Annotated in this window: 14 protein-coding genes and 1 pseudogene; 7 read left to right on the top strand and 8 right to left on the bottom strand. The window is 73.3% G+C overall.

Annotated features, from left to right (window positions below):
* Positions 1–16 precede the first annotated feature (16 nt).
* On the bottom strand, positions 17–2,857 hold the full coding sequence (gene secA, locus ACIQ8B_RS32060; RefSeq protein ID WP_290011434.1) for a preprotein translocase subunit SecA: 2,841 nt from the start codon (positions 2,855–2,857) through the stop codon (positions 17–19).
* 278 nt (positions 2,858–3,135) lie between these two features.
* Between secA and ACIQ8B_RS32055 the strand changes: the two genes are divergently transcribed.
* Both ACIQ8B_RS32055 and ACIQ8B_RS32050 read left to right on the top strand, forming a co-directional pair.
* Positions 3,136–3,705 carry a GNAT family N-acetyltransferase gene (locus ACIQ8B_RS32055; protein WP_403551728.1) on the top strand — a complete coding sequence of 190 codons (570 nt, stop codon included), beginning with the start codon at positions 3,136–3,138 and terminating at the stop codon, positions 3,703–3,705.
* Between the two features lie 48 nt (positions 3,706–3,753).
* Positions 3,754–4,941 (top strand): winged helix-turn-helix domain-containing protein, encoded by a 1,188-nt coding sequence (locus ACIQ8B_RS32050; protein WP_403551726.1) that lies wholly within the window; start codon positions 3,754–3,756, stop codon positions 4,939–4,941.
* A 22-nt stretch (positions 4,942–4,963) separates the two neighbouring features.
* Here the strand turns inward: ACIQ8B_RS32050 and ACIQ8B_RS32045 are convergent, their stop codons facing one another.
* The 7 genes and pseudogenes from ACIQ8B_RS32045 to mtnA all read right to left on the bottom strand — a co-directional run bounded on the left by ACIQ8B_RS32045 (position 4,964) and on the right by mtnA (position 13,789).
* Positions 4,964–5,710 carry a response regulator transcription factor gene (locus ACIQ8B_RS32045; protein ID WP_106413944.1) on the bottom strand — a complete coding sequence of 249 codons (747 nt, stop codon included), beginning with the start codon at positions 5,708–5,710 and terminating at the stop codon, positions 4,964–4,966.
* A gap of 204 nt (positions 5,711–5,914) precedes the next feature.
* Entirely contained in the window at positions 5,915–6,607 is a 693-nt protein-coding gene (gene hpf, locus ACIQ8B_RS32040) for a ribosome hibernation-promoting factor, HPF/YfiA family (RefSeq protein ID WP_290011437.1), read from the bottom strand.
* Positions 6,608–6,920: 313 nt separating this feature from the next.
* Positions 6,921–7,877, bottom strand: a complete 957-nt coding sequence (locus ACIQ8B_RS32035; protein WP_403551722.1) for a ComF family protein — start codon at positions 7,875–7,877, stop codon at positions 6,921–6,923.
* 100 nt (positions 7,878–7,977) lie between these two features.
* A complete protein-coding gene (locus tag ACIQ8B_RS32030; RefSeq protein ID WP_403551720.1) occupies positions 7,978–9,822 on the bottom strand; it encodes an LpqB family beta-propeller domain-containing protein in 1,845 nt (614 codons plus the stop codon).
* The gene (gene mtrB / locus ACIQ8B_RS32025) at positions 9,812–11,947 is read right to left on the bottom strand and encodes an MtrAB system histidine kinase MtrB (RefSeq protein WP_403551718.1); all 2,136 of its coding nucleotides are present in this window, start codon (positions 11,945–11,947) and stop codon (positions 9,812–9,814) included. Before mtrB ends, ACIQ8B_RS32030 begins: the two co-directional genes overlap by 11 nt.
* 1 nt (position 11,948) lies before the next feature.
* Positions 11,949–12,638: a two-component system response regulator MtrA gene (mtrA, locus tag ACIQ8B_RS32020; RefSeq protein WP_004987303.1), complete on the bottom strand. Its 690-nt coding sequence runs from the start codon at positions 12,636–12,638 to the stop codon at positions 11,949–11,951.
* 4 nt (positions 12,639–12,642) lie between these two features.
* Positions 12,643–13,789: pseudogene (mtnA, locus tag ACIQ8B_RS32015) on the bottom strand (S-methyl-5-thioribose-1-phosphate isomerase).
* Between the two features lie 140 nt (positions 13,790–13,929).
* Between mtnA and ACIQ8B_RS32010 the strand changes: the two are divergent.
* Genes ACIQ8B_RS32010 through ACIQ8B_RS31990 form a run of 5 tightly spaced genes read left to right on the top strand, consistent with a single transcriptional unit; the run spans position 13,930 to position 19,534 of the window.
* Positions 13,930–15,288, top strand: a complete 1,359-nt coding sequence (locus tag ACIQ8B_RS32010; protein WP_403551715.1) for a hypothetical protein — start codon at positions 13,930–13,932, stop codon at positions 15,286–15,288.
* A gap of 4 nt (positions 15,289–15,292) precedes the next feature.
* Entirely contained in the window at positions 15,293–16,045 is a 753-nt protein-coding gene (locus ACIQ8B_RS32005; RefSeq protein WP_403551714.1) for a DUF4129 domain-containing protein, read from the top strand.
* Positions 16,042–17,235, top strand: coding sequence for a DUF4350 domain-containing protein (locus ACIQ8B_RS32000; protein ID WP_403551712.1), 1,194 nt, complete (start codon positions 16,042–16,044; stop codon positions 17,233–17,235). Before ACIQ8B_RS32005 ends, ACIQ8B_RS32000 begins: the two co-directional genes overlap by 4 nt.
* On the top strand, positions 17,235–18,224 hold the full coding sequence (locus tag ACIQ8B_RS31995; RefSeq protein ID WP_106413934.1) for a MoxR family ATPase: 990 nt from the start codon (positions 17,235–17,237) through the stop codon (positions 18,222–18,224). The genes ACIQ8B_RS32000 and ACIQ8B_RS31995 overlap by 1 nt, the downstream gene beginning before the upstream one ends.
* Complete coding sequence (locus tag ACIQ8B_RS31990; RefSeq protein ID WP_403551710.1) at positions 18,224–19,534, top strand: DUF58 domain-containing protein; 1,311 nt, start codon at positions 18,224–18,226, stop codon at positions 19,532–19,534. Before ACIQ8B_RS31995 ends, ACIQ8B_RS31990 begins: the two co-directional genes overlap by 1 nt.
* The last annotated feature ends 121 nt before the right edge of the window (positions 19,535–19,655 follow it).

The following is a 19,655-nucleotide window of genomic DNA, read 5'->3' as shown; positions in this document are numbered from 1 at the left end:
GCGGTGTGCGGCGACGTCACTTCTTGCGGCGACGCCCGCCCCGCGCCTGCTTCCGGCGCTCCGCGCGGGTCAGGCCGTCCGCCGGCGAGCGCACCGGCTCGTCGTCGGTGGCCAGCTCGCCCTCGATCGTGCCGCCCTCGCCGTCCACCGTGGGAGCGGAGAAGTGGAGGTTCCGCCGCTGCGGGGCGTCCAGCCCCTTCGCGCGGATCTCCGGCCGTGCCTGCGCGGGCACCGCGTCCTGCTTCTCCAGGTCGGCGGTCGGCTTGACGTCCTCGACCGGCACCTCCTCGACCTGCTGCTCGACCTGGACCTCCAGGTTGAACAGGTAACCGACGGACTCCTCCTTGATGCCGTCCATCATCGCGCTGAACATGTCGAAGCCCTCGCGCTGGTACTCGACCAGCGGGTCCTTCTGGGCCATCGCGCGCAGGCCGATGCCCTCCTGGAGGTAGTCCATCTCGTAGAGGTGCTCGCGCCACTTGCGGTCCAGCACCGACAGCACGACCCGGCGCTCCAGCTCACGCATGATCTCGGAGCCGAGCTGCGCCTCACGCGCCTCGTACTGGGCGCGGATGTCGTCCTTGACGGACTCGGAGATGAACTCGGCGGTCAGACCGGCCCGGTCGCCGGCCGCGTCCTCCAGCTCCTCGACGGTGACGCTCACCGGGTAGAGCTGCTTGAACGCGCTCCACAGCCGGTCCAGGTCCCAGTCCTCGGGGAAGCCCTCGGCGGTCTCCGCCTGGACGTACGCGTCGATGGTGTCGTCCATGAAGTGGTGGATCTGCTCCTGCAGGTCCTCGCCCTCCAGGACGCGGCGGCGCTCGCCGTAGATGACCTCGCGCTGCCGGTTGAGCACCTCGTCGTACTTCAGGACGTTCTTGCGCGTCTCGAAGTTCTGCGTCTCCACCTGCGACTGCGCGGACGCGATCGCACGGGTGACCATCTTGTTCTCGATCGGCACATCGTCCGGCACGTTCGCCATGGACATCACGCGCTCGACCATCTGCGCCTTGAACAGCCGCATCAGGTCGTCGCCGAGCGAGAGGTAGAAGCGGGACTCGCCCGGGTCGCCCTGACGGCCGGAACGGCCGCGCAGCTGGTTGTCGATGCGCCGCGACTCGTGCCGTTCGGTGCCGAGGACGTAGAGGCCGCCGAGCTTCTCGACCTCCTCCTTCTCGGCCTTCACGGCCTCCTCGGCGCGCGCCAGCGCCTCCGGCAGGGCCGCGGCCCACTCCTCGATGTGCTCCTCGGGGTCGAGGCCGCGCTGCCGCAGCTCCGCCTCCGCGAGGTCCTCGGGGTTGCCGCCGAGCTTGATGTCCGTACCACGGCCGGCCATGTTCGTGGCGACCGTGACGGCGCCGCGGCGGCCGGCCTGGGCGACGATCTGCGCCTCGCGCTCGTGGTGCTTGGCGTTCAGCACCTCGTGCTGGATGCCGCGCTTGCTGAGCTGCTGCGACAGGTACTCGGACTTCTCCACCGACGTGGTGCCGACGAGGATCGGCTGGCCCTTGCGGTGCTTCTCCTCGATGTCGTCGACGACCGCCTCGAACTTGGCGACCTCGGTGCGGTAGATCAGGTCCGACTGGTCCTTGCGGATCATCGGCCGGTTGGTCGGGATGGGCACCACGCCGAGCTTGTAGATCTGGTGGAACTCGGCGGCCTCGGTCATGGCCGTACCGGTCATGCCGGACAGACCCGGCAGCTCCTTGCCGTTGTGGTCGTGGCGCTTGTAGAGGCGGAAGAAGTTCTGCAGCGTGATCGTGGCGAGCGTCTGGTTCTCGTCCTTGATCGGCACGCCCTCCTTGGCCTCGATGGCCTGGTGCATGCCCTCGTTGTAGCGGCGGCCGGCGAGGATACGTCCGGTGTGCTCGTCGACGATCATGACCTCGTCGTCGATGATGACGTAGTCCTTGTCGCGCTTGAAGAGCTCCTTCGCCTTGATGGCGTTGTTCAGGTAGCCCACGAGCGGGGTGTTCACCGACTCGTACAGGTTGTCGATGCCGAGCCAGTCCTCGACCTTGCTGACGCCGGACTCGTGGATGGCGACCGTGCGCTTCTTCTCGTCGACGTCGTAGTCGCCGGTCTCCTCGATGCCCTTCAGCGGCTGGCCGGCCTCGCCGCGCTTGAGGCGCTTGACCAGCTTGGCGAAGTCGCCGTACCACTTGGTGGCCTGGTCCGCGGGACCGGAGATGATCAGCGGCGTACGGGCCTCGTCGATGAGGATGGAGTCGACCTCGTCGACGATGGCGAAGTTGTGGCCGCGCTGCACCAGCTCTTCCTTCGACCACGCCATGTTGTCGCGCAGGTAGTCGAAGCCGAACTCGTTGTTCGTGCCGTAGGTGATGTCGCACGCGTACTGCTCGCGGCGCTGGGCCGGCGTCATGCTGGCGAGGATGCAGCCGACGCTCAGACCCAGGAACTTGTGGACGCGGCCCATCATCTCCGAGTCGCGCTCGGCCAGGTAGTCGTTGACCGTGATGATGTGGACGCCCTCGCCGGACAGGGCGTTGAGGTACGCGGGCAGGGTGCCGACGAGGGTCTTGCCCTCACCGGTCTTCATCTCCGCCACGTACCCCATGTGCAGGGCCGCGCCGCCCATGATCTGGACGTCGTAGTGGCGCTGGCCCAGGACGCGCCGGGCGGCCTCGCGGACCGTGGCGAAGGCCTCGGGCAGCAGGTCGTCCAGGCTCTCACCGTCGGCGTAGCGCTCCTTGTACTCGTCGGTGAGGGCCCGCAGCTCGGCGTCGGAGAGGCCTTCGAAGTCCTCTTCGATGGAGTTGACCTGGTCCGCGATGCGGTGCAGCTTGCGCAGGATTTTGCCTTCGCCTGCACGCATGATCTTCGAGAGGACGGACACGGGGGTTGGTCTCCTTGCCGGTCGGGCCTGGGACGGTCGGTTTCCGTTTCACTGACTGAGCAACGGCCATCGTATGCGAGGACCCCGTCACGCCGGGAGGCCTGCCGGGGCGGTGACCGTCCACCGCGGCCGAACCGTGGTACGGCCGCTACCCGGACAACGCCCCGGACGCCCGGATGGTGCCGCGGGCGTCCGGTGAATCACACGCGGAGTGATCATCGTTTCACCGACGGCCGAAGGGATGGCGCCGTCCTCCGTGACCTGCGCAGAATCGGCCGATGGAACCCGTCACGCTCACCACCGGCCGTCTGCTGCTGCGCACCGTCGGCCCGCAGGACACCGACACGGTCTTCCGGATCTGCCAGGACCCGGACATCCAGCGCTGGACCACGATCCCCTCGCCGTACCTGCCCGAGCACGCGCGGGGTTTCACGGAGCGGATCGCCCCGGACGGCTGGGCGAACGGTTCGATGTTCACCTTCGGCGTCTTCCTGCCCGCCGGGGAGCTGGCGGGCATGCTGAGCATCACCCTGCGCTCCTTCGCGACGGGCGAGATCGGCTTCTGGGGCGCCAAGGAGCACCGCGGCAACGGCTACATCACCGAGGCCACGGTGGCCGCGTGCCGCTGGGCCTTCACCGAGATGTCGATCGACCGCGTGGAGTGGCGCGCCGAGGTGGGCAACACGGCCTCCCGCGCGGTGGCGGAGCGGGCCGGCTTCACCGTCGAGGGGGTGCTGCGGTCCTCGCTCGCCAACAAGGGGGTGCTGCGGGACGGCTGGGTGGGGTCCCTGCTCCCCTCCGACCTGGGCCTTCCCTCCACCACCCCGTACGTGCCCGCCAAGGCCTGACGTGCGGACGCCCGCCGTTGTCAGTGCGGCCCTCTAGGGTGCGGACGTATGACGACCCTCCCGCGTCCGATCACGGAACTCTCCGCCGACGAGGCCCGCCGCATCGCCCTGCGGGCCCAGGGACTCCTCGGCGCCCCCGACCGGCGCGCCGGTGTGCGCGGCGTCCTGCGCCACCTGGGCGCGGTGCAGCTCGACACCATCTCCGTCCTCGCCCGCTCGCACGAGCTGATCCCGTACGCCCGCCTCGGCGCGGTGGGCCGCAGGACGGTGGAGGAGGCGTACTGGAAGCAGGGCGACCAGCCCGCGCACACGTTCGAGTACTGGTCGCACGCCGCGTGCATCCTCCCCATCGAGGAGTGGCCGCACTTCGCCTTCCGCCGCCGCGCCTTCCGCGACCGCCCGCACTGGCACCACGAGCTGCCCGACGGCGTGTACGACCAGGTCGTCAAGCAGCTGCGCGCCGAGGGCCCGCTGACCGCCACCGAGTTGGGCGGCGCCAAGCGCACCAGCGAGTGGTGGGACTGGTCCGGCACCAAGGTCGCCGTGGAGCGCGCCCTGATGTACGGCGAGGTGGTGTGCGTGGAGCGGCGCGGCTGGAAGCGGGTCTACGACCTGGCCGAGCGGGCCGTCCCGGCCGCTCTGCTGGCGGAGGAGCCGTCCGACGCGGAGTGCCTGCGCCGGCTGGTGGGGCTGGCCGGCCGGGCGCTGGGGGTGGGGACCCGTGCGGACATCGCCGACTACCACCGGCTGAAGGGCGAGCAGGTCGACGCGGTGATCGCCGACTCGGGGCTGGTGCCCGTCACGGTCGAGGGCTGGTCCAAGCCGGCCTGGGCGGACCCGGAGGCGCTGGCCTCCCCGCCGCGCGGCCGGCACCGCACGACGCTGCTGTCGCCGTTCGACTCCCTGGTCTGGGAGCGGGCGCGCACGGAGCGGGTCTTCGGCTTCACCCACCGCCTGGAGGCGTACGTCCCGAAGCCCAAGCGGGTCCACGGCTACTTCGCGATGCCCGTGCTGGCGGGCGGGCGGCTGGTGGGCCGGGTGGACCCGGCGCGGGAGGGCCGCACGCTGGTCGCCAAGCAGGTCACCCTGGACGGCCGTACGGCGGTGCCGGCGGTGGCGCGGGCGCTGGTGGAGGCGGCGGGCTGGGTGAACTGCGTGGACGTCCGGGTGGAGCGGCTGGACGCGCCGGAGCTGCGCGAGGCGCTCACGGCGGAGCTGGCCCGGCTGCTCGCCTGAAGCCCCGCCCCGGTCCGCCGGGTCAGCGGATCTCGAGGATCTTCTCCCGCATCGCGTAGACCACGGCCTCCATCCGGGAGTGGAGCTGGAGCTTCTCCAGGATGTTGCGCACGTGGTTCTTCACCGTGTTCTCGGAGATGAACAACTCCTTGGCGATGTCCCGGTTGTTCATCCCCGTGGCGACGAGTTTGAGGACCTCCAGCTCGCGGTCCGTCAGCCGGGGCGCGGGGACGAGCCGGCGCTCGTCGGTGCGCTGGATCATCGACTTGAACTCGGTGAGCAGCTTCGACGCCATGGAGGGGCTGATCTGCGACTGCCCGTCGGCGACGGCGCGAATGGCGGTGGCCACCTCGTCGGTGGAGATCTCCTTGAGGAGGTAGCCGGTCGCGCCCGCCTTGATGGCGTCGTAGAGGTCGGCCTCCTCGTCGCTGATCGTCAACATGATGATCTTGGCGCTGGGGGCGACCTCCTTGATGGAGGTGCAGGCCTCGATGCCGCCCCGCTTGGGCATCCGCACGTCCATCAGGACGATGTCGGGCAGCAGGTCGGCGGCCTTCTCCACGGCCTCGGCGCCGTCCCCGGCCTCGCCGACGACCTGAATGTCCTCCTCGGCGGCGAGCACGATCTCCAGACCGCGGCGGAACAGCGCGTGGTCGTCCACCACCAGGACTCTGATCGGTTCCTGGCGTGAAGTGTCCGCGTCCGGGCCCATGCCGACGACGCCGTCGCCGGCGTCCTCGTCCCGCATCGGTCCGAAGCTGTCCGCCATCGTGTTCCTCCCCCTGAAGGCTGTGGCCTGTGGTCCTGACCATCGCCAACCCAAGGCAACGGCCCACCGGTTGAGCCGCTGCCGCCATGATTCCATGCCGCACCGGCACCGGGCTGCCGGTGTGGGCGCCGGGCAGTGGCACGCCGGTGCCCCTGGGGGCGCACACGCGCACCAGGGGCACCTGCTGTGCTGTCGCCCGGCGGGTCAGCCGCCGAGGGTTCCGCCCGCCTCGGGGGAGTTGTTCTCGGTGACCATCGTGTCGGTCCTGAGGTGGATCACGCCGTAGTCGTAGGCGTGGCGCCGGTAGACGACGCTGGGCTCCTTGGTCTCGGAGTCGACGAAGAGGTAGAAGTCGTGCCCGACCAGTTCCATCTCGTAGAGCGCCTGGTCGAGGGTCATGGGCGCGGCCACGTGGGTCTTCTCGCGGACGACCAGCGGCCCGTCGCCCTGGACCTCCAGGGAGCCGATCTTCTTCGTGGGGACCGCCTGCTCCTCCTCCTGCGCCGTGCTCGCACCGGCCCCGTTGAGAGTGGCCACGCCGGGCACGTGGTCGGGGACCTCGGCCGCGGGGATCCTGCGCGCGCCGCGCCGTGAGAATCGCTTGTCGTGCTGCTTGCGCAGTCGGGCGTCCAGCTTCTCCGCTGCCAGGTCGAGCGCCGCGTACGGGTCGCTCGCCGCCGCTTCCGCCCGGATCACCGGACCGCGGGAGCGGAGCGTGATCTCCACCCGGTCACAGCGGTCGGCCTGTCGGGGGTTGGGCTCCTTGGACACCTCGACGTCCAGGCTCATCACCTTGCCATCGAGCTTCTGGATCTTTTCCAGGTTCAGCTTCTCGGCCACGTGCTTCCGGAACCGCTCGGGCACCTCGGTCTTGCGGCCCTTGACGACGATGTCCACGCAGAACTCCGTTCCCGGATCACTCCGCTTCGCTGCGGATGTGTCTCCCTTTTGCACCAGGCTCCGGTGTCGTCCGGAGCCTCGGACTCGGTGACGTCCACCTCCTCCCCCACGAACGAGATATCCAGTCCACCGGAGCGGGTGATGTCGGAGAAACCCGCACCACCGCATTCCGATCAGAGGGGCCTGGCCTGCGGCTTTCCCTCACAACCGAACATATCTCGCGCGGACGTATGGCGTCACCCTCTACCGCGACGTACCTCCGTTCAGGCGAATTAACCCTCCGATTACCTGCAACGACATAAGTTCTCGGTCAGTTTCGGTGTATTCCAAACGCATCCGGCGACGCCGCCACGACGGCCGCGCACACCACGCCGGGTGCCCCGCCGGCGCTTCTCTTCCCGCCCGTCTTCTCCGGCGGCCGGCCGGGCTGCCGGTCCGCTCCGCGCCACGCCGGCGGCGGTTTCCGCTGTTGTCCTGACCCTTCCCATGTCTCACCCGGGTACACGGACGCGGGCCGCGAATCGCTCGATGCCGCCCGGCCCTCTTCGGCCGGTTCCGTTTCCTGGCCGGGCGGGCCCGGCGCGGCCCGCACCGCGCGCGCCGCCTCGGCGAGGGTCGCCCCGGTCGTCATGAGGTCGTCGACCAGCACGACCCGGCCCCGCCCGAGGAGCCGGGCGCACCCCGGCGCCACCGCGAGGGCGCCCGCGAGGTTGGCCAGCCGCTGCCGCGCGCCGAGCCCCGACTGGTCGGCCACCGGGCGCCGTTGCCGCAGGGCGGCGAGTACCGCGGCGGGCACCCCCGTGCGCCGCAGCTCACCGGCCGCCGCGTACGCGATCCGCCGTGCGGGGTCGTGCCCGCGCGCCCGCACGGCCCGCCGGGCGGACGGCACGGGGACGAGCAGCACCGGATCGCGCGCCGTCCCGTCCGCCGCCGTGCCCCTGCCGCCCCGGGACCCGCGCTCAGCCGGAGCCGGTGCCTGGAGTCCCGCGCGCACCGCGCCCGCCAGGGCCTCGCCCAGCGGCCGGGCGAGGGCCAGGGCGCCGCGCTCCTTGTGGGCGAGCAGCACGGCGCGCACCTCGTCGGCGTACGGGGCGGCCGCGTGCACGGGCGGCAGTCCCGGCGGCTCGGGCGCCGGCCGCACCCGGCGCGGCGCCCGCCCGCTCAGCGCCGCACGGCACCGGTCGCAGAGCACGGCGCGGGCCCCGCCGCATCCGCCGCACTCGGCCGGAAGCACCAGGTCGGTGAGGTCCCGCCACCAGCTCCGCATGGGCTCACTGTGCCGACGCCCCGACCGTCCGGCCACCCCTGTGGACAACCCCTCCGACCAGCCCGTCGGTCCGCCCCGGAGCCTCCGGACAGGCCGGCCCTCACCCCGGGTAGACCGGCGCCGTCCCCTGCGTCACCTTCTGCCACTGCGCCCCGGACGGCAGCCGGACGATGCCGTCCACCGAGTACGCCACCAGCGGCGCCGTCTCGTCCGCGGCGGCCGTCAGCGCCTTCACCCCGGTCAGCGCGGCGGGCGGCGGCACGTCCGGCGTGGAGCCGTCGACCTCGACGTACTTCATCTGCTCCACGCCCCCGTGCTCACGGCCGACGACCACGAGCCGGCTGTCCCCGGCCCACGACATGGCGGTGACCTGCTCCAGCTCGGGCGTCGCCGAGCGCAGCTCCACCACGGTGACCGTGGGGCGCCCGGCCGACCCGGCCTCGTCCGGGCCGCTGCGCTCGATCCGCCCGACGAGCAGGGACCGCTCGTCGCCCTTCTCCACGACGAGGGCGATCCGCACCCCGTCGGCGGCCACCCGGACCGCCTGGATGCGGCCGTCCAGACCCGGCGTCCGTACCCGCAGCGGCTGGTCGGCGCCCTTCGCCAGCAGGTAGAGACCGGGGCGGGCCGGGTCGCGGTCGGCGACCCACAGTCCGCCCTGGGCGTCCCAGCTCGGCGTGGTCAGCCGGTCCTGCTCGGCCTTGCCCTGGCTGCGCAGCACCGGCTCGCCGAGGGACGAGCCCTGCGCCAGGGCGGAGACGAACAGCGCCTGGCCGTTCAGGCCGACGCCGGCCGCCGTGCGCTCGTCCCGCGCGACCGCGACCGAGCGCAGCCCCTGCTCCCCCTGTCCGAGCGCCCCGGGCGCCGGGTCGGGGTCGGCATCGGGGCTGGAGCTGCCCGCGGCGATCCGGACGAGCTTGTGCTGCTCGTCGAGGAAGTACAGGTAGTCGGGCTGGTTCAGCGCGCCCCGGGTGGCGACGGTCTCGGCGCCGTCCTGGGTGAGCGAGCACAGCTGCCCGCCGCCGGCCCGCAGTTCGACCTCCTCCACCGCGGGACTGAGGTTGCGCAGCGTGAACAGCAGCTGGGCGGCCATCTCCTCGCAGCGGCCGGTGCCGACGTCGCCGGCCCGGTCGTCGAGCGGCACGGTGAGCGTGCCCCGGTCGTCCGGGGTGAGCGGCCCCGTGCCCTCGCGCAGCCGGATCCCCGTGGGGAAGCTCGACCGGACCACGGGGTCGAGCCAGCTCGTCGGCCCGGAGATCAGCGAGCGCACCATCCGCGTCGTGGGGTCGACGTGCCGGCGCACGTACACGGGGTCCGCGACCGCCATCGGCAGGGACGAGCCGTCCACGTCCACGTTCGAGGCGAAGTAGTACTTGTTGAAGGACGTGTAGTTGCGCTGGAAGTCCGACGTGCCCATCACGACGCCCTGCGGCACCGCGTCGATGCGCCACTGGCCGCTCTTCTCGTCCTTCACCAGCCGCACGACCTCGTTGTAGAGGCCGGAGGAGGGCGCGTACGCCTGCTGCGCGTCCACGGTGGCGAACTTGGTGCCGGTCAGCGTGTACGTCAGGGCGGTGCTGTCCTCCCTGACCTCCCGGTCGGCGCGGGCGCCGGGTCCCTCGGAGAGCACGGTGGTGGACTGCTCCGGCCGCCAGTACTTCGACGCCTCCGGGGTCAGGTACTGGCGTGCGGTCTCGTAGTCGGCGTCGTCGCTGGTCAGCGCCTCCAGGAAGCCCTGGACGATCTGGGTGGGGGTGGCGTCGTCGCTGGGCGGCACGGCGTAGACCCGCACCTGCGCGTCCTTGCGCGGTGTGGACTCCACCCCGCGCAGGTCACCGCTGTCCGGCATCGAGGCGCACCCGGCCAGCAGGACGACACCGCAGACGGCGTACGTCACCGCCCGGGCCGGCGCCCCGCGCCCGCGCCTCACACGCTCACCGCCCACGCGTGGCCTCCCCGTCCTTCTCCGCACCGCGCGGATCACCGTCCCCGTTCCCGTCGGCCGCTGTCCGGCCGCCGTCCGCCCCGCCGGAGGGGCCCGGGGATCCGGAGGGCCCCGCCTCCGTCCCCGTGCTCGGGCCGGGTGCCGTGCCCGGCGTCATGCGCGTACTGCCCGACCGGGCCACCACGCGCGCGCCGTTGCCGGGCAGGGCGGTGGGGTCGGCCGTGGGCGTCGACGTGCCGGGCCTGCGGCCCAGCGGATCGCGGGACGACTGCGCCGGGTCGCCTGCGCCGGGCTGCCGCACCGGCACCGTGGCGCGTTTCTCGCCGTCGCCGCCGCGCGGCGGCCCCGCGTCGTCGAGGCCGCGGTTGCGCCGCGAGTCCTTGGGCTCCAGGGGTATCGGGGACCCGCGCAGCGGCTCGTCCGCCGTCCTGGGCAGCGTCAGCCGGAACTGCGAGCCGCCGCCCGGCTCGCCCCACGCCTGCAGCCAGCCGCCGTGCAGCCGGGCGTCCTCCAGGGCGATGGACAGCCCCAGACCCGTACCGCCGGTGGTGCGGGCGCGGGCCGGGTCGGCCCGCCAGAAGCGGCTGAACACGCGCGTGGCCTCGCCGGGCTTGAGTCCGACCCCGTAGTCGCGCACCGCGACCGCCACCGCGCCCCCCGCGGCGGCCAGCTTGACGACGACGTCCCTGCCCTCGCCGTGCTCGACGGCGTTGACGACCAGGTTGCGCAGCACCCGCTCCACGCGCCGCGCGTCGGCCTCGGCGACCACGGGCTGCTGGTCGCCGACGACCTTGATCGTGGTGCCCTTGCGCTCGGCGAGCGGCTCCGCGCCGCTGACCACGCGCCGCACCACCTCGCGCAGGTCGATCGGCTCCGCCTCCAGGGCGGCCGCGCCCGCGTCGAAGCGGCTGATCTCCAGCAGGTCGGCGAGCAGCGACTCGAAGCGGTCGAGCTGGTCGGCGAGCAGTTCGGCCGACCGCGCGGTCACCGGGTCGAAGTCCTCGCGCGCCTCGTGGATGACGTCCGCGGCCATCCGCACGGTCGTCAGCGGGGTGCGCAGCTCGTGCGACACGTCCGACACGAACCGGCGCTGCATCCGCGACAGGTCCTCGAGCTGGCTGATCTTGAGCTGGAGGTTCTGCGCCATCTTGTTGAAGGCCTCGCCGAGCCGGGCGATGTCGTCCTCGCCGGTGACCTTCATGCGTTCCTGGAGCCGCCCGGCGGACAGCCGTTCGGCGATCCCGGCGGCCATCCGCACCGGCGTGACCACCTGCCGCACCACCAGCCAGGCGATCGCCCCGAGCAGCACGACCACGAACAGCCCGGCGGTCGTCAGGGTGCCCTTGACCAGGCTCAGCGACTTCTCCTCCTGGGTGAGCGGGAAGAGGTAGTACAGCTGGTACGGGTCGCCGTTGGGGTCGTTGACCTGCTTGCCGATGACCAGGGCCGGCTGGGAATCCTTGTCGGTGGCGTAGACGATGCGCGTGTAGCTCTGCGCGGCCGTCGTGCTGGTGTCGATCCGCTCGCGCAGCGCGGCGGGGACGCTGGCGGCCGGGTTGACCCCGCCGGAGGCGCGCGGTCCGCGCCCGCTGCCGCTGTCGCCGCCGGACGGCAGGGTGACCACGTCGAAGGCGCCCTGGCCGCCGCTGGACAGCGAGGCGACGAGGTCGCTCATCCACTGGATGACGCTCTGCGAGGGGCGGCCGTCCGGCGCGGCGCCCTCCTCGCCGGTGACGCTCACGGCCTGTTCGGCCTGCTGCTTGGCCACGGCGAAACCGCCGGTGGCCTGGCTCTGCGACGCCTTCACCTTGGCGTCCAGCAGGCCGTTGCGCACCTGGCCGATGACGACGAAGCCGAGCAGCAGGACGACGCCCAGCGACATCAGCAGCGTCGTGACGACGACCTTGAGCTGGATGTTGCGCCGCCACAGCCGCATGACGGGCAGCAGCGGACGCCGCACCCAGCGCATGACGAGCCGGACGACCGGGCTGCCCTGGACCCCGCCCTGGAGCAGGTCGCCGTCGAAGAGGTGGCGCCAGCGGGTGGCGGCCGTCCCCCGGCCGACAGGCCGCCCCGGACGGCCCCCGGACCGGCCGGGCGCCGAAGCGGCACTGTCACCGGGCATGTCAGCTCGGTCCTGCCTTGTATCCGACGCCACGGACGGTCACCACGATCTCGGGCTTCTCCGGGTCCTTCTCGACCTTGGAGCGCAGCCGCTGCACATGGACGTTGACCAGGCGGGTGTCGGCCGCGTGGCGGTAGCCCCACACCTGCTCCAGCAGCACCTCGCGCGTGAAGACCTGCCACGGCTTGCGCGCGAGGGCGACCAGCAGGTCGAACTCCAGCGGGGTCAGGGCGATGGACTGCCCGTCCCGCTTCACGGAGTGACCGGCCACGTCGATCACCAGGTCGCCGATGGCGAGCTGCTCCGGCGCCGGCTCCTCGGACCTGCGCAGCCGCGCGCGGATCCGGGCGACCAGCTCCTTCGGCTTGAACGGCTTGACGATGTAGTCGTCGGCCCCGGACTCCAGGCCCACCACCACGTCGACGGTGTCGCTCTTCGCCGTGAGCATCACGATCGGCACCCCGGACTCCGCCCTGATCAGGCGGCAGACCTCGATGCCGTCCCGGCCGGGGAGCATCAGGTCGAGGAGGACCAGATCCGGCTTGGTCTCGCGGAAGGCGGCCAGCGCCTTGTCGCCGTCGGCCACGAAAGACGGCTCAAAACCTTCACCGCGCAACACGATGCCGAGCATCTCGGCCAGTGCGCTGTCGTCGTCGACGACAAGGACTCGTCCCTTCATAAACGACATCATCCCATTAGCTAATCGTTACCTGGCATGACCTGGCACACAGCAGCCAGCGCCTCGGACGTCACGGGCGACACCACGCCCCCCTCGGTGACGATCGCTGTCACCAGCTCCGGCGGTGTCACGTCGAACGCCGGGTTGTACGCCGTCGTCCCCAGGGGAGCCACCGGAATCCCGCCCCCCGCCTCCGCACCGGCCACCGGCACCTGCGGCGCCGTGATCTCCGTCACCTCATGACCGGGACGCTGTTCCACCTCGATGGACGCCCCGTCCGGCGTCCGGGGATCCACCGTCGTCACCGGGGCCACCACGATGAACGGCACGTGGTGGTACCGCGCGAGCACCGCGAGCGGATAGCTCCCCACCTTGTTCGCCACCGAACCGTCGGCCGCGATGCGGTCCGCGCCGACCAGCACCGCGTCCACCTCGCCCGCCGCGAACAGCGATCCCGCCGCGTTGTCGGTGAGCAGGGTGTACGCCATGCCGCTGCGGGCCGCCTCGTACGCCGTCAGGCGAGCACCTTGCAGCAACGGACGCGTTTCGTCCACCCACAGGCGCCGCAGCCGCCCCGCCCGGTGCGCCGCCAGCGCCACCGCGAACGCCGTCCCCTCGCCGCCCGACACCAGCGAACCGGTGTTGCAGTGGGTGAGGATCCGGTGCCCGCCGCCGGGCATCAGCTCGTCGAGGAGCGCCAGCCCGTGCGCCGCCATCCGGGCGCTGGCCCCGGCGTCCTCCCGGTGCAGCCGCTGCGCGGCGGCCAGCGCCGCCCCGGCCGCCTGCCGCGGGTCGCCGCCGCCGTCCACCACCGCCCGGTACGCGGAGTGCGCCCGCCGCACCCCGACCGCCAGGTTCACCGCCGTGGGCCGGGCGCTCTCCAGCGCCGCCGCCGCGTCGTCCACGTCGTAGCCCCGCACGGCCGCGAGCGCGACGCCGTAGGCGCCCGCGATGCCCAGCAGGGGGGCGCCGCGCACGGCGAGCGAACGGATCGCCTCCACCAGTGCGGGCGCGTCCGTGCAGACCAGCTCGACCTCCTCGGCCGGGAGCCGCGTCTGGTCGAGCAGGACCAGGACCGGACCTTCGGGAGGCTCCTCCCAGCGCAGTGCCGGCATCCCGGTCGGCCGCTTGTCGTCACCGCTGTGCGCGTACTGATCAGCCATGCGGCCAGTCTGCCCCCTGGGGCGCGGACAATAGAAGACGAGCTGCCCCGACCTCGGCAGGACCACCGGGAACCACCGCATGGCACGATGGCTGCCCAAGCCGCCACCGCGACCGCGGCGGGCACCGTGAAGGAGCGACGATGAACGACACTCCGGGCTGGGCCTCGCCCGGATCCGCCCCGTCCGGCGGGCACGGACCGGGCGCGTCCGGACCTGCCGGGTCCGACGGCCGTCCGGGGCCCGAGCAGTCCGCCGGCCGGCCGCGGCAGCCGGGTGACGCCCCGCGGGAGCCGGGCGTGAAGTGGTCCAAGGACCAGCCTCCCGCCGACCAGTGGTCCGCGCCCGCCGGCGCCCCCGGTGCGGGCGGCCCCGGTGCGGGCGGCCCCGGTGCGGGCGGCCCCGGTGCGGGCGGCCCCGGTCAGGCCCCGCCGCCCCCCGGCCCCGGCTGGGGCGCCCCGCCGCCCGGCGGACCCGGCGGCCAGGCGCCCTGGGGAGGCTGGGGCAACGGCTGGGGAGGTCCCCCGCCCGCGGCGAAGCCCGGCGTCATCCCGCTGCGCCCCCTCGGCGTCGGCGAGCTCCTCGACGGCGCCGTGTCGACCATGCGCACCTACTGGCGCACGGTCCTCGGCATCTCGCTCACCCTCGCCGTCCTCACCGAGATCGTCGCGGTGCTGCTGCAGGGCTTCGTCCTGGACGACGCCGACACCGAGGTGCTCGACGACCCCAGCGCCACGTTCGGCGAGCTCACCGACGTCATGGGCGACCTCCTGCTCAGCTCCGCCGTGCTCTACGGGATCACCCTGATCGGCACGGTCGCGGCGACCGCCCTGCTCACCACCGTCACCAGCCGCGCCGTGCTCGGCCGGCCGGTGACCACCGCCGAGGCCTGGCGCGACGCCCGTCCCCGGATCCTCAAGCTGTTCGGCCTGATCATCCTGCTGGGGCTCATCGCGGTGGGCGCCGTCGCCGTCGGCGCGCTGCCCGGCATCCTCGTCAGCGTCTCGGCCGGCGCGGAGGCGGGCGTCGGACTCACCGTCCTCGGCCTGCTCGCCGCCGCCGTGTTCGCCGTGTGGCTCATGGTCCGCCTCTCGCTGGCCTCCCCCACGCTGATGCTGGAGAAGCAGGGCATCGTCATGGCGATGCGCCGCTCCGCCCGGCTGGTGCGCGGCTCCTGGTGGCGGGTCTTCGGCATCCAGCTGCTGGCCGCGATCATCGCCTACGTCGTCGCGGCGATCATCGTCATCCCCTTCACCTTCCTCGCCTCCGCGTTCAGCGGCGGTGCCGCCGGCCTCCTGGACACCGCGGGCGGGGACATCGGCTGGACGTTCCTGATCATCAGCGGCATCGGCTCGGTGATCGGCTCCATGATCACGTTCCCGATCACCGCCGGCGTCACCGTGCTCCTCTACATCGACCAGCGCATCCGCCGCGAGGCCCTCGACCTCGAACTGGCCCGCGCCGCGGGCGTCCAGGGCGCCGACACCACCGGCGGGAGCTGATGCGGTGACCGTCACGGGGGGAGTTCTCCAGGCCGCACCGGCCCTGCCCACGGCCGCCGACACCGCCGTGCGTCTGCTGGCGCGCGGCGACGACGAACCGCCCGTCACCCTCCCGCGCGACCCCGCGCGGGAAGCGGCCCGGCGGGAGCTGTCGAAGCAGATGTACCACGAGAACGACCCCAGCTGGCTCCAGCGGGCCCTGGAGGCCTTCTGGGACTGGGTCGGCAAGCTGTTCGGCGCCGCCTCCGCCGCGACACCCGGCGGCGCGCTCGGCCTGGTCGTCATCGTCGTCGCCGCGCTCGCCGTCGTGGCCGCCCTGTGGTGGCGCCTGGGCACCCCGCGCCGCCGGCCGGTCACCGCGCCCGCCCTGTTCGACGACCGTCCCCGCAGTGCCGCCGAGCACCGCGCGGCCGCCGAGGCGCACGCCGCCCAGGGCCACTGGAACCAGGCCGTCCAGGAACGCATGCGGGCCGTCGTCCGCGCCCTGGAGGAACGCGCCCTCCTCGACCCCCGCCCCGGCCGCACCGCCGACGAGGCCGCCGCCGAGGCCGGCCGCGCCCTGCCCCAGCACACCGGCCGGCTGCGCACCGCCGCCCGCGACTTCGACGACGTCACGTACGGCGGCCGGGCCGCCACGGAGGACACGTACCGGCGGCTCGCCGCCCTCGACGGCGACCTGGAACGCACCAAGCCCGCCCTCGCCGGCAGCGGCGCCCGCGGCACGGACCCCGACGCCCCCCAGGGAGCCGCCGGATGACGACCGAGGCCCCCTCCCCGCCCACCTCGGCCTCCCCCACCGCCCGCCAGGTGTGGACGCGCACGCGGGGCGTCGCCCTCGCGCTGGTGCTGCTGCTCGTCGCGGCCGTCGCCATCGCCGCGGTCCGCTCCGACGCCCGGCACGGCCGGCTCGACCCGCGCTCCGCCGACCCCCACGGCAGCCGCGCCGTCGCCGAACTGCTCGCCGACCGCGGCGTCGACACCCGCGTGGTCACCACGCTCGACGAGGCCGCCGACGCGGCCGGCCCCGACACCACCCTGCTGGTCGCCGTACCGGACCTGCTGACGCCCCGCCAGCAGACGCGGCTGCGCCAGGCCGCCGAGGACTCCGGCGGCCGCACCGTCCTGGTCGCCTCCGGCCCCGCCTCCGTGGAGCGCCTCGCCCCCGGCGTCACCGCCGACCCGGCCAACAGCCTGGACTCCACCCTCGAACCGGACTGCGACCTGCCCGCCGCCCGGCGCGCCGGCTCCGCCGACACCGGCGGCATCCGCTACTCCTCCGCGCACCCCGACGCCGACGAGTGCTACCACAGCCACCGCCTGGCCACCCTGCTGCGCGTCCCCGCCCCCTCCGGCGACGGCGACACCGTCCTCCTCGGCGCCCCCGACATCCTCCTCAACGACCGCCTGGACGAGCACGGCAACGCCTCGCTGGCCCTGCAGCTCCTCGGCTCCCGCTCCCATCTCGTCTGGTACCTCCCCTCGCCCGCCGACGCCTCAGCCGTGACCGAGGACCGGAAGAGCTTCTTCGACCTGCTCCCCTCCGGCTGGCTGTGGGGCACCCTCCAGCTCTTCGTCGCCGCCGCCCTGGCCGCCGCGTGGCGGGCACGCCGTCTCGGCCCCCTCGTCCCCGAGAGACTTCCCGTGGCGATCCGCGCCTCCGAGACCGTCGAAGGCCGCGCCCGCCTCTACCGCAAGGCCGACGCCCGCGACCGCGCCGCCCTCGCGCTCCGCTCCGCCACCCGCACCCGCCTCGCCCCCCTCGTCGGCATTCCCGGCTCCCAGGCGCACGCGCCCGAGGCCCTGCTCCCCGCGCTGTCCACCCGCCTCGACGGCGACGGACAGTCCCTCCACACGCTTCTCTTCGGCCCGCCCCCCGGCGACGACGCGGCTCTGATCCGGCTCGCCGACCAACTCGACGCCCTCGAAAGGCAGGTACGCCGTCCATGATGGACCCGACCACCGACAACGCCGCGCCCGCCGGGGACCCGGCCGCCGCCCGGGCCGCCCTGGAGGCCCTGCGCGCGGAGATCGCCAAGGCCGTGGTCGGCCAGGACCCCGCCGTGACCGGCCTCGTCGTCGCCCTGCTCTGCCGTGGCCACGTCCTCCTCGAGGGCGTCCCCGGCGTCGCCAAGACCCTGCTGATCCGCGCCCTCGCCGCCGCCCTCGAACTCGACACCAAGCGCGTCCAGTTCACCCCCGACCTGATGCCGAGCGACGTCACCGGCTCCCTCGTCTACGACGCCCGCACCGCCGAGTTCTCCTTCCAGCCCGGCCCGGTCTTCACCCACCTCCTTCTCGCGGACGAGATCAACCGCACGCCCCCGAAGACCCAGTCGTCCCTGCTGGAGGCCATGGAAGAACGCCAGGTCACCGTCGACGGCACCCCGCGCGCCCTCCCCGACCCGTTCCTGGTCGCCGCGACCCAGAACCCCGTCGAGTACGAGGGCACCTACCCCCTGCCCGAGGCGCAGCTCGACCGCTTCCTCCTCAAGCTGACGATCCCCCTCCCCTCCCGCCAGGACGAGATCGACGTCCTCACCCGGCACGCCCAGGGCTTCGACCCGCGCGACCTGCGCGCCGCCGGCGTACGCCCCGTCGCGAACGCCGCCGACCTCGAGGCCGCCCGCCGCGCCGTCGCCACCACCACGGTCTCCCCCGAGATCACCGCGTACGTCGTCGACATCTGCCGCGCCACCCGCGAGTCGCCGTCCCTGACGCTCGGCGTCTCCCCCCGAGGCGCCACCGCACTGCTCGCCACCGCCCGCGCCTGGGCCTGGCTGACCGGCCGCGACTACGTCATCCCCGACGACGTGAAGGCCCTCGCCCTGCCCACGCTCCGCCACCGCATACAGCTGCGCCCGGAGGCCGAGATGGAGGGCGTGACGGCCGACTCGGTCATCAACGCGGTCCTCTCCCACGTCCCCGTCCCCCGCTGATGGCCCCCACCGGACGCGCCGCCCTCCTCGCGGCCCTCGGCTCCCTCCCGGTCGGCATCTGGGAACCCGGCTGGACGGGCATCCTCGCCGTCAACGCGCCCCTGGCCGTCGCGTGCGCCTGCGACTACGCCCTGGCCGCGCCGGTGCGCAGGCTCGGCCTGGCCCGCTCCGGCGACACCTCCGTACGCCTCGGCGGCACCGCCGACGTCACCCTCACGATCACCAACCCGTCGCGCCGTCCGCTGCGCGCCCGCGTCCGTGACGCCTGGCCGCCGAGCAGCTGGACGCCCGGCACGGAGGCGGAGGCCTCCCGGACACGGCTGACGATCCCCGCGGGCGAACGGCGTCGCGTCACCACACGCCTGCGCCCCACCCGCCGCGGCGACCGCCAGGCGGACCGCGTCACCGTCCGCTCCTACGGCCCCCTCGGCCTCTTCGCCCGCCAGGGCACCCACAAGGTCCCGTGGACGGTCCGCGTCCTGCCGCCCTTCACCAGCCGCAAGCACCTGCCCTCCAAGCTGGCCCGCCTGCGCGAACTGGACGGCCGCACCAGTGTCCTCACCCGGGGCGAGGGCACCGAGTTCGACAGCCTCCGCGCCTACGTCCCCGGCGACGACACCCGTTCCATCGACTGGCGCGCCACCGCCCGCCAGACGGAGGTCGCCGTACGCACCTGGCGCCCGGAGCGCGACCGCCACATCCTGCTCGTCCTCGACACCGGCCGCACCTCCGCCGGCCGGGTGGGCGACGCACCGCGCCTGGACTCCTTCATGGACGCGGCCCTGCTCCTCGCCGCCCTGGCCTCCCGCGCAGGCGACCGCGTCGACCTGCTGGCCTACGACCGCCGGGTACGCGCCCTGGTCCAGGGCCGCGCGGCCGGCGACGTCCTGCCCTCCCTGGTGAACGCGCTGGCCACACTGGAACCCGAACTGGTCGAGACGGACGCCCGCGGCCTGACGGCGGCAGCGCTCCGTACGGCTCCGCGCCGCTCCCTGATCGTGCTCCTGACGACGCTGGACGCGACCCCGGTGGAGGAGGGCCTGCTGCCCGTCCTGAGCCGGCTGACGCAGCGCCACACGGTCCTGCTCGCTTCGGTGGCCGACCCGCACGTGGCGTCCATGGCCCGGGGCCGTGGAGACGTCGACGCGGTGTACGAGGCAGCGGCCGCCGCGCAGGCCCACACAGAACGCGACCGCACAGCCGAACAGCTCCGCCGCCGCGGGGTGACGGTCGTGGACGCGACGCCGGAGAACTTGGCGCCGGCGCTTGCGGACGCGTACCTGGCGCTGAAGTCGGCGGGACGGCTGTAAAAAAGGGGGGTGCCCGGGTGCTCCCGAAAACGCAGAGAGCCCCCGTGCCGAATGGCACGGGGGCTCTCCCTATCAAGAATTGTTCGGCGGCGTCCTACTCTCCCACAGGGTCCCCCCTGCA

Origin of the sequence: Streptomyces sp. NPDC096105 (assembly GCF_044763335.1) — a bacterium.
Lineage (GTDB): Bacteria > Actinomycetota > Actinomycetes > Streptomycetales > Streptomycetaceae > Streptomyces.
This window is presented reverse-complemented; position numbering and strand designations above follow the sequence as displayed.

Coding starts and splice junctions, on each gene's coding strand:
- ACIQ8B_RS32055 (WP_403551728.1), top strand. CDS start 3,136: ATGGAACCCGTCACGCTCACCACCGGCCGTCTGCTGCTGCGCACCGTC.
- ACIQ8B_RS32050 (WP_403551726.1), top strand. CDS start 3,754: ATGACGACCCTCCCGCGTCCGATCACGGAACTCTCCGCCGACGAGGCC.
- ACIQ8B_RS32045 (WP_106413944.1), bottom strand. CDS start 5,710: ATGGCGGACAGCTTCGGACCGATGCGGGACGAGGACGCCGGCGACGGC.
- ACIQ8B_RS32035 (WP_403551722.1), bottom strand. CDS start 7,877: ATGCGGAGCTGGTGGCGGGACCTCACCGACCTGGTGCTTCCGGCCGAG.
- mtrB (WP_403551718.1), bottom strand. CDS start 11,947: ATGCCCGGTGACAGTGCCGCTTCGGCGCCCGGCCGGTCCGGGGGCCGT.
- mtrA (WP_004987303.1), bottom strand. CDS start 12,638: ATGATGTCGTTTATGAAGGGACGAGTCCTTGTCGTCGACGACGACAGC.
- ACIQ8B_RS32010 (WP_403551715.1), top strand. CDS start 13,930: ATGAACGACACTCCGGGCTGGGCCTCGCCCGGATCCGCCCCGTCCGGC.
- ACIQ8B_RS32000 (WP_403551712.1), top strand. CDS start 16,042: ATGACGACCGAGGCCCCCTCCCCGCCCACCTCGGCCTCCCCCACCGCC.
- ACIQ8B_RS31995 (WP_106413934.1), top strand. CDS start 17,235: ATGGACCCGACCACCGACAACGCCGCGCCCGCCGGGGACCCGGCCGCC.
- ACIQ8B_RS31990 (WP_403551710.1), top strand. CDS start 18,224: ATGGCCCCCACCGGACGCGCCGCCCTCCTCGCGGCCCTCGGCTCCCTC.